Below are 15,534 nucleotides of genomic sequence, written 5' to 3' on the forward strand. Positions count from 1 at the left end.
TCTTAAACGCCTGCGCGGGCCATGCCCCGCCTTCGTTATGCGTCGCCTGACCGATGCGGTCGCTTCGCAAGCCAATCGCAGATCATCGCTGCGCTTCCCCCCACAACATGGATGGTCTGCCAACAGCAAGAAGGACTTTGTAATGCGTAAACTTCTCGCCGCTGTGGCGGTTCTTTTGGCGTTCGCTTCAACTGCCGAAGCCCGCGGCCGTCACCATCACCATCGGCACTCTGCACATTCCGGTCGCCCAGCTGCGTGGTGCGGCTGGTTCATGCGCACCCAGGTCGGCAGCGATCCCGGTCCGCAATTCAATCTGGCCCGATCCTGGGCAAGCTACGGCACCAATGCCGGCGGCCCCTCGGTCGGCACCATCGTGGTTTGGCGTCACCACGTCGGCAAGATCGTGGGTCAGGAGAACGGCCAGTGGATCGTGCAGAGCGGCAACGACGGGCATGCCGTGCGCACGCGGCCGCGCTCGCTGGCTGGCGCCATCGCATTTCGAAATGCCTACGCTTCGTTCTAAAGCGCGATGAGATTGGGTCGAATCGTCATCGCGCTTTGGCCTCTTGTTTGAGCATGATCTTTTTCGGAAGACCGCTGCGCACTTTTCCGGATGATGCTCTAGGGAACCTCGACGCTTCAGCTGACATGCGAGCTTGCGACAGCCGGGCGGTATACGAACCGTTCATGATCGCACCTTACGCTGCAGCAGGGTTTCGCCCTGAAGCCCTCAGACGGGCGCCGTCATCTGTGTTGACCAGATGGCGGCGCCTTTTTCAGGAGCCAATTGGCTTGCCCCAGAAGTCGAAAAAAGTTGCGACGGCCGCTCAGACTGTTTCTTACTGGTCGGCCGCTTACGTCAGTCTCTGCAATGGCGTGACGGTTTTCGCTGTGACCGGCGGCGTGCTCGGGTTTCTGCTGGTCGCCAAGCACTATCTGTGAACTTCAGCGCTTTCCGAGACTCCTCAGATCGCGCAGAACATGTCGACCATGGCGTCGGCATAGGTCGCGATCTCGGCGGGCGTTCGCGGGCTCTCGGAAAAATCCTTGCCCACCGTACTTAGCGTCGTCGTGATCAGATCGCCCGCCGTCGCGCACCGCGCCGGACGCTTTCGGCAACGCCTCGCGCATGAACGCTTCGACGATGCGCTCGCCGGATGCCCGCGCCTCGCGCGCCTCGGGGGCATCGCGATAGAGCGGCGCGGCATCGCTCAGCGCGACGCGTACCGCGGCTTCCTCGCATTCGGAGCGGATGAAGGCGTGCACCAGCGAACGCAGCCGATCCAATGGCGGCCAAGTCGGCGATCAACATTTCCGACGATGCGCTGCTGAAGGAGATGTTCAAGGATTGGGGGACGTTTCAGATCCGGCTGGCGCAAGCCATCGAGAAGAAGTCGCCAAGCGACGTCAGGCAGACGCTCGAGCCCTGGCTGAAGCGCAACAAGGACTTCATGAAACAGCTGCTCGTCGAAACCCAGGGTAAGGTGGAGAAGCTGCGGCCGCTGGAGGCCCGCTAGAGCACAAGGAGCGCAGATCCGCTTCGGCCGGACCCTGCCGCTCAGATCATCGCAGCGACACGTTCGAGGCCAATCAGGCGCGCCAGCGAACGGACCTCGTTCTTCTGATCCTCGCGGAGCTGGAACAGCAGCGGCATCGCCGCCGACTTCAGCTGCTGGACCTCCTCGGAGTCCGGATCGATCGGCATGCTGCCGGATGCGGGATCGCCCTGGCGCTTGGCGTGGATCTTGCGGGCGACGGCGCGCAATGCGGTCTCGACCGCCGGCCAGTAATATTCCTGCGACGACGACAGCTTCAGCCGGTCCTTGATGCCGGCGATCTGGGCGTCGCTCAGCAGCGCGTAGCTCTTCTGCGGCGCCGGCTTGGCCGCAGCCTTGGGCTTCGGCGGCGCCGGGGCGACCGGCGCGGGTTCGGCGATCTTCGGCTGAGCCGCATCGACGGGGTCGGTGATCTTCGGCAGGCCGACATCGGTCGGCTCGACGGAGGCATAGGCCTGGCGCACCGTGTCAGTCGCGCCCGGAATCGCGGCTTGGGCCCGTAACAGGAGCGGAGACGGATTGGCGGGAGGCTCAATCGGCTGGGGCGCCTCAAACGCGGCTGCGGCAAGCGTCGAGACGGCGAGCTTGTCCTGCTTGCTGGCACGATTGGCGACCGGTCCAATGTCGGCCTGCGCCGCCGGCAGGCTGTCACGGCCCAAAATGGCTGTTACCGCGGCGCCTGCGAGGAGGAAGCATGTCAGCGCGGCGAGGGTGATGGCTCTGGTCAAAAACTACTCCATTGCCGGCCGGTGTCACCGCAAACTGCGCGCGAAATGCGGCGGTAGCGTGCCGTGACGGCGCCAAATAGGTGAAATTGTCCCGAAACGGCCGGAAAATCAGGCCGCGACGTCAAGCTCATAGGCTTCCTGGATGTCGGCGACGATCTCATGCGCCGTCCAGAGCGCGCCGGGCTGGACCGTGTGCATGCTGACCGTCCAGTTGGTCCGGCGGGTGCGCGGCGTGCTGACAATGTCGAATTCGACCTGACGGCACAGCGGATGCCGCTGCAGGGCGTAAAACACCCGGGTCCGGAGCTCGTCGAGCGATGCCGGGGTCTTGGAGAGCGCCTCAAAGGCCATGTCGCATTCCCACAAACTGCCGGGCGACCAGCCGTGGCGACCCGTGACGCTATTGTTGGGACTGGCATGGTTAATGTCGCGTTAAGCGGATGGGCGGGATTTGAGTGCTGCTATTTCGCGAACCAGCGCGCTTTCGTGCACCGGTTGGCGCGAAGGGAACGCGTCAAAGCAGCGACTCTAGAGCCGCACCCGCGCGCTCGCCGCCTCATACTCCGCGATCGTCTGCGCCACGAGTTCGTCGACGCCGAGCACCCCGGTCACCCCGGAGGTGGAATGACCGCCGCTCCAGATATCGCGCCAGCGTTTGGGGCGGCTTTCGCGGGCGCCGATGTCGATGTCCTTGCCGATGTCGATCGCGCCGCGTGCCGGCAGGTCGTCGGGATCGAGACCGGCGGCCTCGATCGAGGGCCGCAGCATGTTGGTCTGCAAGCCGGTGAACGCCGTTGTGAGCAGGATGTCGTCGGCGGTGGAAGAGACCAGCATCTGCTTGTACCTGCCGTCCGCCATGCTCTCGCGCGTCGCGATGAACTTGGTGCCCATATAGGCGAGGTCGCAGCCGAGCGCCTCTGCGGCGCGGAGCGCGTGGCCGTCGCTGATGCCGCCGGCAAGCACGATCGGTCCATCGAAGAAGCCGCGCACAGCGCGGACGAACACGAACGGATTGAGCCAGCCGGTCTGGCCGCCTGCACCCGCAGTGAGCAGCACGAGCCCGTCGGCGCCGGCTGCTGCCGCGCGCTCGGCATGGCGGATCGAGGCGACATCGGCGAACACCAGCGCGCCCGCATCGTGCAGAGGGCCAAGCACCGGCGCGGGCGAGCCGACCGAGGTGATCACAAGCTCGGGCTTGTGCCGCAGCAGCACGGCGAGATCCTGGGCCAGCCGCGTATTGGAGCGATGCACGATCAGGTTCGGGCAAATCGGCGCGGCTGCTTCGCCGCTTGCATCGGCATGTGCCTGCAGGCGGCGCGCGATGTCGTCGAGCCAGGCATCGAGCTGTTCCGTCTCACGGCAATTCACCGTCGGAAACGAACCGATCACGCCGGTGCGGCAGGCGGCTACCACCAGCTCGACACCGGAGACCAGGAACATCGGTGCTGCAATCAGCGGCAGCCGGAGGCGATCGCGAAAACGCGCGAGAAGATCGGCGGACAAGTTGTTCCTTCCCATCATCATTGTGTTAGCGTTGCCGCCAACATTGGCACGACAAAAGCCAAAGACAAAGCCGGGAGGGACAACCAGATGAGCAATCCGCTCTATGCATTTCCGGCGGTGTGCGAACAGACCCTGCGGGCGCTGGCGCGCTATCCATCGCGCACCGCCTTCGCATGGCCGGGCGGCTCGCTCACCTATCAGGGCGCGACCGATCTGATCGGACGAATGCAAAGCGTGTTCATGCGGCTCGGCTTTGCGCCCGGCACCCGCGTCGCGCTGCTTACCGCCAACCGCGCCGACAGCTGGTGCGCCGGCGTCGCCGCGCAATTGTCGCGGCTCGCGATTACCTGGCTGCATCCGCTGGGCTCGCTCGACGACCAGCTGTTCCAGATCGAGGATTCCGAAGCGCAGATGCTGATCGTCGACGGCATCACGTTTCGCGATCGCGGCGGCGAGCTCACGGCGAAGGCGCAGGGCCTGAAGACCGTGTTCACGCTCGGCCCGGCGGATTACGGCGCCGACCTGTTGCAGGTGGCCGGGGACGCCGGCAGCGCAAGCGCGAAGAATTTCGCCCGCGCCGACGACATCTCGACCTTGAACTACACCGGCGGCACGACCGGCAAATCCAAGGGCGCGCTGCGCTATCACCGCGAATATGGCGGCTTCGCCGCGGCGATCCTCGCCGATTTCGAGATTCCGGAGACGCCGCGCTACCTCACCGTGGCCCCCATCAGCCATGTCGCGGGCACCAAAGTGCTGCCGACGCTGATGCGCGGCGGCACCGTGCACATGCTGAAAGGGTTCGATCCGGAGGCCGTGTTCACGACCATCGCGCGCGAGAAGATCAACTTCACGCTGTTCGTGCCGACCATGATCTATGTGATGCTGGATCATCCCGCGCTCGACAGGTCCGATCTCTCCTCGCTCGAGCTCCTGCTCTACGGCGCGTCCGCGATGTCGCCGAGCCGGCTGGTCGAGGGTATCGAGCGGATCGGACCGGTGTTCTCCCAGCTTTACGGCCAGACCGAATGCTATCCGGTCTCGGTGCTGCGCAAGGCGGATCATGACCCGAAAACGCCGGACCTGTTCCTGTCCTGCGGCTTCCCGATCGCCGCCTGCCAGGTCAAGATCCTCGATCAGGACGACGAGGAGGTCGCGACCGGCGAGGCCGGCGAGATCTGCGTGCGCGCCACGCATGTGATGGCCGAATACTGGAAACGGCCCGACATCACGGCGGAGACGCTGAAGAGCGGCTGGCTGCACACCGGCGACATCGCGCGCATGGACGAGCGCGGCTACATGTTCATCCTCGACCGCAAGAAGGACATGATCGTCTCCGGCGGCTTCAATATCTTCCCGCGCGAAGTCGAGGATGTCTTGTCGCAACACGCCGACGTCGCGATGGTCGCCGTGGTCGGCGTGCCCGACGACAAATGGGGCGAGGCCGTCACCGCCGTCGTGGTCGCGCGCGAGGGCGCTGTGCCCGACGCCGACGAGCTGATCGGACTGGTGAAGGCGAAGAAGGGCTCGGCGCACGCGCCGAAGCAGATCCAGTTCGTCAAGGAACTGCCGATGACCGGCGTCGGCAAGGTCGACAAGAAGGTGCTGAAGGCACGCTTCTGGACCGGCCGCGACCGCATGGTGGGGTAGGATGCTCGCGCGACGATTGCTGGTCCCGTCATCCTGAGAGGTTGTGACGCTTTTGCTCCGCCGTCATTGCGAGGAGCGAAGCGACGAAGCAATCCATCTATCCGACCTGCCGGGCTATGGATTGCTTCGCTTCGCTCGCAATGACGCGGATGGAGCTGTGCGCACCGTCACCCTGAGGCGCGAGCGGAGCGAGCCTCGAAGGATGCACGGCCCCGATGTTTCAGCTTGCGCTATCTCCGCTTGCGGCAGCAGCCGGGCCGGCGCCCTTCGAGACGCCGCTTCGCGGCTCCTCAGGGTGACGGGGACAGAGTGGAAGGCGTGGCGAGACTGTCGGCGCTGGCGGCAGCAGCTTGCTGACCGGTGCCCTGCCCGAGCAACTGGTCGAGTCGGTCGCGCAGCTGATCCTGGTGGTAGGGCTTGGCCAGCCGCGGCAGGTCGACCTGGGTGCCGTCGGGCAGTTCGGCATAGCCGGTGGCGAGCAGCACCAGAAGCTGCGGCCGCACCTTGCGCGCAACCGCGGCGAGTTCGATGCCGGTCATGCCGGGCATCACGTGATCGGTCATCATCAGGTCGATCTCCTGGTCGCTCCTGAGGATTTCGAGCGCCTGCGGTCCGGAATTGACGCCGATCACGCGGTGACCGAGGTCTTCCAGCATTTCCATGGTGGACATCGCGATCAACGGATCATCGTCAACCAGCAGGATCACCGCCGAGCGCTTGACCGTCTGCGCCGCAGGCGCGGGGCTGTCGACCTCCGGCACCGCCGTTGCGACCGGCAGCACCAGCGCAGCCGTGGTGCCCTTGCCGACCGCGCTCGACAACTCCAGCTCGCCGCCGAGCTGCACGGCGAGTCCATGCACCATCGACAGGCCGAGCCCGGTGCCCTTGCCCACCGGCTTCGACGAGAAGAACGGCTCGATCGCGCGCTTCAGCACGTCCGGCGACATGCCGGTGCCGCTGTCGATCACCGAGAGCTTCAAATAGTCGCCAGGCTGCAGCGCCGGATCATTCTTCGCCTGCCAGGTCGCGAGGCGGATCTCGATCACGCCGCCATCCGGCATCGCGTCGCGCGCATTGATCGCAAGGTTGAGGACCGCAAGCTCAAGCTGGTTGCTGTCGACGCAGGCGAGCGGCAGCCCCTCGGGAATGTCGAGCCGCAACATGATGCGCGGTCCGAGCGAGCGCTCGAGCAGATTGCTCATATCGCGCACCAGCGCGCCGAGATCGACCGGCACCGCGCGCAGATCCTGCTGCCGCGCGAATGCCAGCAGCCGCTGCGTCAACGACGCGCCGCGCTCGGCGCCCTGCAATGCGCCGTCGACCAGCCGACGCAGGCGTGGGTCCTCCGGCAAGCGCTTGCGCAGCAGATCGAGATTGCCCATCACCGCCATCAGCAGATTGTTGAAGTCGTGCGCGACGCCGCCGGTGAGCTGGCCGATCGCCTCCATCTTCTGGGCATGGCGGAGCTGTTCCTGCGCCCGCTCGCGCGCCGCGACCTCCTTCATCAGGTCGGCGGTGCGCTGCTCGACCCGCTGCTCGAGCGTCGCGGTGAGTTCGGCGAGTGCGGTGCGCTCGGCGGCAAGCTGCGCCAGCAATGCCTCGCGCTCGATCTCCGCGGTCTTGCGTGCGCTGATGTCGGAGCAAACGCCGACCAGCGAGCGGATGCCGCCGTCGGGCCGACGCACCGCACGCGCGCGCACGTCAACCCAGTGCTCGGTGCCGTCGGGCCAGATGTTGCGGTATTCGATCTGATAATCCGAGCCGGTGCGCAACGTTTGTTCGACGATCTCGCTCCGGCGCGCGCGGTCGTCGGGATGCACCGCGTCCAGGAGATCCTGATAGGTGAAGGGATCGCCCGGCCTGCGCCCGAAATAGGTCTTGCAGGTCGGCGACGCCTCGAGCTCGAAATCCGGCAGATGAAGCTCGAGCGCGCCGAGATGACCGGCATTGAGCGCGGTCTGCAGCAGACCTTCGCTCTCGGTCAGATCCTCGAGGATCTGACGGGTCTGGTATTGGCGGCGGCGGCCGCGCACCGTCGCGGCGACCAGGCTTACCAGCGTGGTCGGATGAAACGGCCGCTCGATGAAGGTGACATTGCCGAGCGCCCGGCCGAGCCGCGCTGCTTCGGGATTGCGCTCGGGTCCCCCCTTCTCGCTGATCAGCACGATAGGAAAGTCCGACCATGACGGCTGCTCGTTCAGCCAGTGCGTCAGGCCGGCGAGATCGGCGGCCCTGATCACCTCGTCGGCAATGATGGCAAGGCCCGCCCCGCTTGCGATCTGGCGTTCGAGCTCGGCGAGATCACCGCAGATGTTGGCGTAATAGCCGGCTTCCTTGATCAGGTGAGCAGTCTTGACGGCGTCCCGCTCGCTCGCGGCGAGGATGACCGCGCGTTCCGAGGACGGACCAGGCTTCATCGCGTCTGTCCCCGCGGCGGCCGGGCGTCGACACCGTCCGGCACATCACACAACCGCCGGACGGCCATGGCCACGATGCCGGCGGCGGGATCAATACGCATCATGGGACCCCCTAACGGGAGCGAAACTCGCACGTGCGCCCAACCGTTCCCGGGAAGCCGAGTTATTTTTGCCGCAGGGGCAGCCGGTTGGCGCGGCTCCCGCACCGCGAATCGGTGAAACAACCCCATGCACAGTACGTGATCGGTCTTCGCCAGCCCCTGAAACGGGGGAAGGTCGGGATTGGGGTCAGCTGATCCCCACCCGCTTTGCTCTGGCGAGCAAAGCCACCTCCCCTTTTTCGAGGGGAGATGGAAGAAGCGCAGCGCGTCCTAGCGCCGCTCGATGACCAGGCTCTGGACCGCCTGGCCGAAATAGCCGCGCTGATCGGCGAGCCGCGACATTGCAAGCCCGGCGCCGTCGGGCCCGATCCAGGACTGGCCGTCGAGCAGGATCCAGTCGCCGACCGGCTCGCGCGCCAGGCTCACCGAGAGATCAGCGTTGATGAAGGTCCATTGGCTGAAATCGAGCGCCGGCGAGGTGCCGTTGGAGAAGTCCGAGGCAACCACTGCCCGCATCGCCTGCGAGACGGCGGCGCCCGCAATCAGCGGGCGGTCGACGCGGAACCATATCGCGCCAGGTCCCGTCACGCCGAAGCGGCCGCGCGCGGCCCGCATCGAGATGCATTTCACGAACGGACTGTTCGCAAGATTGCCCGGCTCGATCATACTTTCGTCGGGGCCCGGCAGATCGACGGCAAGCGCTGTGATGTCAGGCGGCAATTCGGCCGTCTGTTGCTTGATCTTGAGCACGGTGGCCGAAACCACGAGAACGCCGTCGGCAAGCAGCCTGACGCCACAGAGCTGGATCTTGCGGCCGTCGCGCAGGATCTCGCTCGAAACGGTCAGCGGCGCCACCGGCACCGGGCGCATCAGGTCGATGGTGACGCGCGCGATCCGCATCGGCACCGGCGTCGGAAGGGCTTCGGCCGCCCACACCACCAGCGCTGCCGGTGCGGAGCCATGCTGCATCCGCGGATCCCACGGACCCGCGGCGTCGGGACTGGTGACGACGCGGTCGCCGTCGACGCGAAAGATCGGTTCCATCACAGCATGATCCGGAAAAGTGGGACGCAGTTTTCCCCGCGACAAACGCGAAGCGTTTGCGCGTGGATCATGCTGAAATGAAGAGCTGAAGCGCGATGACGATTCATCATGATCTCATCGCGCTTCAGGCAAGCGCCGGATCGACGGCTTCGTCGTACTCCTTCTTGAACCGGCCAATCAGCTCGGCCGCGGGCACCACCTTGGAGATGCTGCCGACGCCCTGGCCGGAGCCCCAGATCTCTTTCCACGCCTTCGGCTTGGCGCGCTCGCCGGATGCATCGGTGCCGAAGCTCATCTTGGAGGGATCGGAGATCGGCAGGTTTTCCGGATCCATGCCGGCCGCGACGATCGACGGCTTCAAATAATTGCCGTGCACGCCGGTGAACAGGTTGGAGTAGACGATGTCCTCGGCGGACGAATTGGTGATCATGTCCTTGTAGCCCTCGACCGCGTTTGCCTCCTTGGTCGCGATGAAGGCGGAGCCGATATAGGCGAAGTCGGCGCCGATGATGCGCGCGGCGCGGATGGCGCGGCCGTTGGAAATGGTGCCCGACAGCGCGATCGGCCCGTCGAACCATTGCCGCGTCTCCGCTACGAACGGGAACGGCGACAGCGTGCCGGCATGACCGCCGGCGCCGGCCGCAACCAGGATCAGGCCGTCGGCGCCCTTCTCGATCGCCTTGTGCGCGAACTTCTGGTTGATCACGTCGTGGAAGACGATGCCGCCCCAGCCGTGGACGGCCTGGTTGAGCTCCTCGCGCGCGCCGAGCGAGGAGATGATCATCGGCACCTTGTGCTTCTCGCAAAGCGCCATGTCGTGATCGAGCCGGTTGTTCGACTTGTGCACGATCTGGTTCACCGCGAACGGCGCCGACGGCCGTTCCGGATGCGCCTTGTCATAGGCGGCGAGCTCTTCCTTGATCCGGTACAGCCATTCGTCGAGCAACTCCGGCGGCCGCGCGTTCAACGCCGGAAACGAGCCGACCACACCGGCCTTGCACTGGGCGATAACGAGGTCGGGCACGGAGATGATGAACAGCGGCGCCCCGATCACGGGAAGAGACAGGCGGCCCTTGAACAGAGCAGGCATGGACATTTGAAGCGGATCCTCAAGCGTTGGTCGTTGGTTGATCTCGAATGCTGACCGTCCTACCAACAAGGCAATCTTTCCAGTGTCAAGTATTGCGTTTTGGCGCTGCAAAAAAGATGACAAATCCTCATCCTGAAACCGTGTTTTCGCGGGCGCCTGGCATCCCAGACGCAAAGCCTGCCGCCGCTATTGGCAGACGGCCCGTGTCACGAAATTTTCCGTCCTGCAGTCGTTCGGGCCGCGCTCAGCACAATGCGTGCCTTTGCGCGCGTAAGCCTGACGAGCGTGAGCCCGGCAGGATCGAGCAGGTCCGCGATTCCATCAGCCATCGTGCTGAGCGTAACCCGAAGCCACGCGCAGGCAAAGCCGCAAGCGGTCGGTCGCTAGATCAGCTTGAATGCGACAACAAAGCCCAGCACCAGCACGATGGCGCCGATCGCGACCCACAGGCCGAGCCGCTTCTCGAGCTCGGCGCGGATGAAATCGCCATAGCGGTTGAGCAGCACCGCGACGAAGAAGAAGCGGCCGCCGCGGGCGACGATCGAGCACAGGACGAACAGCCAGATGTTGTAGCCGGCAAAACCCGAGGTGATCGTCACGAGCTTGTAGGGGATCGGCGTCAGTCCCTTCAGCAGGATGATCACGGCCCCCCATTCGGCGTAGGAGGCGCGGAACGCGTCGACCTTGTCGGAGAGGCCGTAGAGATGGATCAGCCACTGCCCGAGCGAGTCGTAGAGCAGTGCGCCGATCGCATAACCGAGCACGCCGCCGGCAACCGACGCCACCGTGCAGACCGCGGCGAACCACCACGCCCGCTTCGGCCGCGCCAGCGACATCGGCAGCAGCATGATGTCGGGAGGGATTGGGAAGAAGGAGCTCTCGGCGAAGGCGACGGCCGCGAGAATCCACAGCGCATAGGGCTTGTCGGCCGCGTCGACGCACCAGTCGTAAATCCGTTTCAACATGGGCGCGATGAACCATCATGGAGCGGATTTGTCCATGCCGGGATTGAGCTGAATCTGGTTGATTTACGGCTACCGTTTGCGCAGCCGGTTCTCCAGCGCGACAATTCGGCGCCGAACCACCGGGACCGGCGCGGGTTTGGGCAGCTTGACCGGCGACTTCGGCAGCTTCTCGGCGATCCCGAGCAGCCGTTCACGCCGCTCCATCTCGCGCCAGACATCCTCCGGCTTCACGCCGGCCGACGCCCAGAGAACGGCGAGGTTGTAGAACAGGTCGGCGCTTTCGCGAATGACGGCATCCGACTTGCCGCTGACGGCGTCGATCACCACTTCGATCGCTTCCTCGGCGAGCTTCTTGGCCATCTTGGCCGGGCCGCGCTGGAACAGCCGTGCCGTGCGCGACGTAGCCGGATCAAGATCCTTGGCCGCAATCACCGCCTGGTAAAGCCGCTCGATCGAATCACTCATGCTTCGAGCCTAGTCGAAACGCGTCGCCAGCGTGTTAACGGCGACGACGAAAAAATCCACCGGGCCGCGGCCGGTGGATTGGATGCTTTGTGACAGTTCTGAGAACCGCCGACGGCCGTCAGTACGGCTGATACGGCAGTTGCGACCGCCGCCCGTAATAGCCGCGGTAACCATAGTACGGTCCGCCGCCGTAATAGACCGGGCCGCCACCATAGTAGACGGGACCACCGTAGTAGCCCGGGCCACCATAGTAGCCGTAGGAGTCGTAATAGTCGCGGCGGCTCTGGGCTGCGGCGATCGCGAGGCCCGTGCCGACGATACCGGCGAACGCAGCCGCTGCCGCTGCGCCGCCACCGCCATAGTAGCGGCGGCGGGCACTGATGTCGGTCGCGCCGCTCGTGCCTTGTGACGTCGTCACAGCAGTCGCCGTGCCTGCCGGAGCAGAGCCTGCGAACGCCATCGTCGGCTCGACGGCCGTCAACGCCACCGCGGCAACCGTTGCCAATGTGGCTTCGCGGCCAATGGACGAAAAAACACCTTTTCGCGCAAGCATTGCAGTCATCCTTTGTGGAAGCTGGCCCGACGGGCCTTGGTTAGCTAACCCACTGCCTCCAGATTAGGTTCCCCAAACCGAATGCAAGCTGAACGACCTGAGGTGAAAACATGGCAAGCCGAAGCCTGGCAGTCATCGACCGTTCACCTTGCCTGGGGCAAAATGCCTGCAAATAACGCTTGAAACTGACGCTTGCTCTGGCGCATTCGATGTCATGAAGCAGGCGCGCCGGCGCGGCACTTTGTCTCGCCTCCCGGATGTCATGATGCAGGTAAGTCGGACCACCGTTCTCCGCTGGATACTGGCCGGCATGATCGGCCTCACGGGGGGCGTGTGGCCGGTGTTGACGCCGCTGCGCGCCAGCGATCCGCCGCCGCCGCTCACCATCCAGTTCACGCTCGACCGTCCGCTTGATGCCGCGGCCGCGCCCTTCGTGATGGCGTTATCCGGCGGCCTGTTCAGCGCCGAGGGCCTCAGCGTCGGCACCAACGTCGCGACCAGCTCGGCGGATGCCATCGCGCGCGTCGCCGACGGCTCGAGCGATTTCGCCCTCGTCGACATCAACTCGCTGATCCGCTTTCGCGACGAGCCCGGTGCTGCGCCCGTCAAGGCGGTGTTCGTGCTGTTCAACCAGGCGCCTTATGCGATCATCGCGCGCAAGAGCCGCGGCATCAGGACGCTGACCGACATGCAGGGCAAGAGCCTCGGCGTCGCCGAGGGCGACCTCTCGATCCGGCTATGGCCCGCGGTCGCGAAGCAGAACGGCATCAAGCTGTCGAGCGTGAAGCAGAGCACGATCAGCGCCGCGGTGCGCGAGCCGATGCTCTCCGCCGGCCAGGTCGATGCCGTCACCGGCTTCTCCTATCTCTCGGCGATCAATTTGCGCGATCGCGGCGTGCCCGCCGACGATCTCGCGGTGCTGCGCTTCGCCGACTATGGCTGCGAGGCCTACGGCTTTGCCGTGATCGTCAGCCCGCGCCTTGCCGCCGCGAAGCCGGATGCGGTGAAAGGATTCGTGCGCGCGGCAATCCGCGGCACCAACCTCGCGATCAAGGATCCGGCCCGCGCCGCCGGCGAGGTCGCGAGCCGCATGGATGGCGGCTCGCGCGATCTGGAGCTGGAGCGGCTGAACGCCATCATCCGCGACAACATCCTGACCAGCGAGGTAAAGCGCGACGGCATCGGCGGCATCGAAGCGGAGCGCTTCGAGCGCTCGGTCGACCAGCTCGCGGAGGACTTCAAATTCCAGAAGCGGCCGCACGCCGCCGACATCTTCGACGAGGCTTTCCTGCCGCCGATCGACGGCCGGCTGGTGAATTGACGGCTCCGCTCTGCTCGTCATGCCCGGGCTTGACCCGGGCATCCACGTCTTCGATGACCGCCTGCAAGAAAGGCGTGGATGGCCGGGTCAAGCCCGGCCATGACGGAGTGCGATGCACCGCCGGCCGCTGGCCCTGCATCGCGAACACTGATTAAATTGCATTCTCGCCTGATCGGGCGCCCACCGCTGACGAGTGCCGCCGGCATGTCCATGCTTCGCCTCTATACCCGCGTCCTCGAACTGCTCGGCAAGGAGGCGCGGCTCGGCTGGATCCTGGCCATCGCCAACGTGCTACTCGCCGGCGCGCAATTCGCCGAGCCGGTGCTGTTCGGCAAGATCGTCGACGTGCTGTCGGGCCGGCCGGTCACCGGGCTGTTCGCGACCTCCTCGGCATGGCCGCTGCTCGTCGCCTGGGCGGTGTTCGGCCTGTTCACGATCGGCTGCAGCGCGATCGTGGCGCTGCAGGCCGACCGGCTGGCGCACCGCCAGCGCCAGGCGGTGCTGACCGATTATTTCGAGCACATCCTGCAGCTGCCGCTGACCTTCCATTCCGGCACCCATTCCGGGCGGCTGATGAAGGTGATGCTGAACGGCACCGACGCGCTGTGGCGGCTCTGGCTCGGCTTCTTCCGCGAGCATTTCGCCGCGATCATGTCGCTGATCGTGCTGTTGCCGCTTTCGCTCTACATCAACTGGCGGCTGGCGGTCCTGCTGTTCGGGCTCTGCGTCGTGTTCACCGTGCTGACCACGCTGGTGGTGCGCAAGACCTACGGCATGCAGAGCGAGGTCGAGGCCTATTACAGCGACCTCTCGGCACGCGCCTCGGACGCGCTCGGCAATGTCGCGCTGGTGCAGAGCTTCGTGCGGATCGATTCCGAGGTGCAGGGCCTGCGCTACGTCGCCGACAAGCTGCTCGCGGTGCAGATGCCGGTGCTGTCATGGTGGGCGCTGGTCACCGTGATCACACGCGCCTCGACCACGATCACGGTGCTCGCGATCTTCACCGTCGGCATCGCGCTGCATAACCAGGACCTCACCACGGTCGGCGAGATCGTGATGTTCGTCTCGTTCGCCACCATGCTGATCCAGAAGCTCGAGCAGGTGGTCAGCTTCATCAACAACGTGTTCATGGAAGCGCCGCGCCTGCAGGAGTTCTTCGACGTGCTCGATGCGGTGCCTGCGGTGCGCGACCGGCCCGGCGCGGTCGATCCCGGACGGCTGTCCGGCCTCGTCGAGTTCGATGACGTCTCGTTCTCCTATGACGGCAAGCGGCCGGCGATCGAGGATCTCAGCTTCACCGCCCTGCCGGGCCAGACCATCGCGCTGGTCGGCTCGACCGGCGCTGGCAAGTCCACCGCGATCGCGCTGCTGCATCGCGCGTTCGATCCGCAATCGGGCATCATCAGGATCGACGGTATGGACATACGCGCACTGAAGCTGACGGCGCTGCGGCGAAACATCGGCGTGGTGTTCCAGGAGGCGCTGCTGTTCAACCGCTCGCTCGCCGACAATCTGCGCGTCGGCAAGCCCGACGCCACCGACGAGGAGCTGCGCACCGCCGCGGCGCGCGCGCAGGCGCTGGATTTCATCGAGCGCAGCGAAAAGAAGTTCGATACCCATGCCGGCGAACGCGGCCGCATGCTGTCCGGCGGCGAACGCCAGCGGCTGTCGATCGCGCGTGCGCTGCTGAAGGATCCGCCGGTCCTGATCCTCGACGAGGCCACCAGCGCCCTCGACGCCGTCACCGAGGCCAAGGTGAATGCCGCTCTCGACGAAGTGATGAAGGGCCGTACCACCTTCGTGATCGCGCACCGCCTGTCCACCATCCGCCACGCCACCCGCATCCTGCTGTTCGACCAGGGGCGGGTGATCGAAAGCGGAACTTTCGATGAACTGGTGGCGAAAGGCGGGCGTTTTGCCGAGCTGGCGCGGGCCCAGTTCATGGTCCAGGAACAGGCGCGCGCCGGCATCGAGACACCATAATTCCCGCCTTTCCAATTGAGGCGGCTGCCGAAATTCAGCCGATTTCGTCCACGATATAATTCCCCAGCCTCTGTTCTCTGCTGGCAAGCCGGTATAGGGTTTGCATCGCCGCAATGCGGCGCCGGACACGCTTGAAACCCGTACGTCACAATCGCAAG

The 15,534-nt window shown here is 65.3% G+C and carries 15 protein-coding genes and 1 pseudogene; 6 read left to right on the forward strand and 10 right to left on the reverse strand.

The window, feature by feature from the left end; genetic code table 11:
* The first annotated feature begins 271 nt into the window (after window positions 1–271).
* On the forward strand, window positions 272–523 hold the full coding sequence (locus J2R80_RS01495) for a hypothetical protein (RefSeq protein ID WP_057016389.1): 252 nt from the start codon (window positions 272–274) through the stop codon (window positions 521–523).
* Window positions 524–687: 164 nt separating this feature from the next.
* Window positions 688–942, forward strand: coding sequence for a hypothetical protein (locus tag J2R80_RS01500; protein ID WP_141340215.1), 255 nt, complete (start codon window positions 688–690; stop codon window positions 940–942).
* Window positions 943–965: 23 nt separating this feature from the next.
* On the opposite strand, the pseudogene J2R80_RS01505 reads toward J2R80_RS01500, so the two are convergent.
* A pseudogene (locus tag J2R80_RS01505) lies at window positions 966–1,293 on the reverse strand (TetR/AcrR family transcriptional regulator); the annotation flags it as partial.
* Here J2R80_RS01505 and J2R80_RS01510 point away from each other — a divergent pair.
* The gene (locus J2R80_RS01510) at window positions 1,287–1,517 is read left to right on the forward strand and encodes a hypothetical protein (RefSeq protein WP_244558679.1); all 231 of its coding nucleotides are present in this window, start codon (window positions 1,287–1,289) and stop codon (window positions 1,515–1,517) included. The pseudogene J2R80_RS01505 and the gene J2R80_RS01510 overlap by 7 nt on opposite strands.
* A 41-nt stretch (window positions 1,518–1,558) precedes the next feature.
* On the opposite strand, the gene J2R80_RS01515 is transcribed toward J2R80_RS01510, so the two are convergent.
* From J2R80_RS01515 to J2R80_RS01525, 3 genes are all read right to left on the reverse strand, one after another.
* Window positions 1,559–2,284: a hypothetical protein gene (locus J2R80_RS01515; protein WP_057016392.1), complete on the reverse strand. Its 726-nt coding sequence runs from the start codon at window positions 2,282–2,284 to the stop codon at window positions 1,559–1,561.
* Window positions 2,285–2,392: 108 nt separating this feature from the next.
* A complete protein-coding gene (locus J2R80_RS01520; RefSeq protein WP_076825188.1) occupies window positions 2,393–2,635 on the reverse strand; it encodes a hypothetical protein in 243 nt (80 codons plus the stop codon).
* A gap of 177 nt (window positions 2,636–2,812) precedes the next feature.
* Window positions 2,813–3,808: an NAD(P)H-dependent flavin oxidoreductase gene (locus tag J2R80_RS01525; RefSeq protein ID WP_371852096.1), complete on the reverse strand. Its 996-nt coding sequence runs from the start codon at window positions 3,806–3,808 to the stop codon at window positions 2,813–2,815.
* Between the two features lie 66 nt (window positions 3,809–3,874).
* Between J2R80_RS01525 and J2R80_RS01530 the strand changes: the two genes are divergently transcribed.
* Window positions 3,875–5,437, forward strand: a complete 1,563-nt coding sequence (locus J2R80_RS01530) for an AMP-binding protein (protein WP_057016394.1) — start codon at window positions 3,875–3,877, stop codon at window positions 5,435–5,437.
* Between the two features lie 290 nt (window positions 5,438–5,727).
* On the opposite strand, the gene J2R80_RS01535 is transcribed toward J2R80_RS01530, so the two are convergent.
* From J2R80_RS01535 to J2R80_RS01560, 6 genes are all read right to left on the reverse strand, one after another.
* On the reverse strand, window positions 5,728–7,854 hold the full coding sequence (locus J2R80_RS01535; RefSeq protein WP_076825192.1) for an ATP-binding protein: 2,127 nt from the start codon (window positions 7,852–7,854) through the stop codon (window positions 5,728–5,730).
* Window positions 7,855–8,225: 371 nt separating this feature from the next.
* Window positions 8,226–8,999 (reverse strand): thioesterase family protein, encoded by a 774-nt coding sequence (locus J2R80_RS01540; RefSeq protein WP_076825194.1) that lies wholly within the window; start codon window positions 8,997–8,999, stop codon window positions 8,226–8,228.
* Window positions 9,000–9,123: 124 nt separating this feature from the next.
* On the reverse strand, window positions 9,124–10,095 hold the full coding sequence (locus tag J2R80_RS01545) for a nitronate monooxygenase family protein (protein WP_057016396.1): 972 nt from the start codon (window positions 10,093–10,095) through the stop codon (window positions 9,124–9,126).
* Window positions 10,096–10,472: 377 nt separating this feature from the next.
* Complete coding sequence (locus J2R80_RS01550) at window positions 10,473–11,054, reverse strand: YqaA family protein (protein WP_057016397.1); 582 nt, start codon at window positions 11,052–11,054, stop codon at window positions 10,473–10,475.
* Window positions 11,055–11,123: 69 nt separating this feature from the next.
* Window positions 11,124–11,519: a phosphoribosyl-ATP diphosphatase gene (gene hisE / locus J2R80_RS01555; protein WP_028342591.1), complete on the reverse strand. Its 396-nt coding sequence runs from the start codon at window positions 11,517–11,519 to the stop codon at window positions 11,124–11,126.
* A 118-nt stretch (window positions 11,520–11,637) separates the two neighbouring features.
* Window positions 11,638–12,072, reverse strand: a complete 435-nt coding sequence (locus J2R80_RS01560) for a hypothetical protein (RefSeq protein WP_253637907.1) — start codon at window positions 12,070–12,072, stop codon at window positions 11,638–11,640.
* A gap of 265 nt (window positions 12,073–12,337) precedes the next feature.
* Here J2R80_RS01560 and J2R80_RS01565 point away from each other — a divergent pair, with 265 nt between their 5' ends.
* Window positions 12,338–13,393, forward strand: a complete 1,056-nt coding sequence (locus J2R80_RS01565; RefSeq protein WP_076825257.1) for an ABC transporter substrate-binding protein — start codon at window positions 12,338–12,340, stop codon at window positions 13,391–13,393.
* 204 nt (window positions 13,394–13,597) lie between these two features.
* Window positions 13,598–15,376 carry a glucan ABC transporter ATP-binding protein/ permease gene (locus J2R80_RS01570; RefSeq protein WP_057016399.1) on the forward strand — a complete coding sequence of 593 codons (1,779 nt, stop codon included), beginning with the start codon at window positions 13,598–13,600 and terminating at the stop codon, window positions 15,374–15,376.
* Window positions 15,377–15,534 lie beyond the last annotated feature (158 nt).

The sequence above is a fragment of the Bradyrhizobium sp. USDA 4541 genome, assembly GCF_024171085.1.
Classification (GTDB): domain Bacteria; phylum Pseudomonadota; class Alphaproteobacteria; order Rhizobiales; family Xanthobacteraceae; genus Bradyrhizobium; species Bradyrhizobium australafricanum.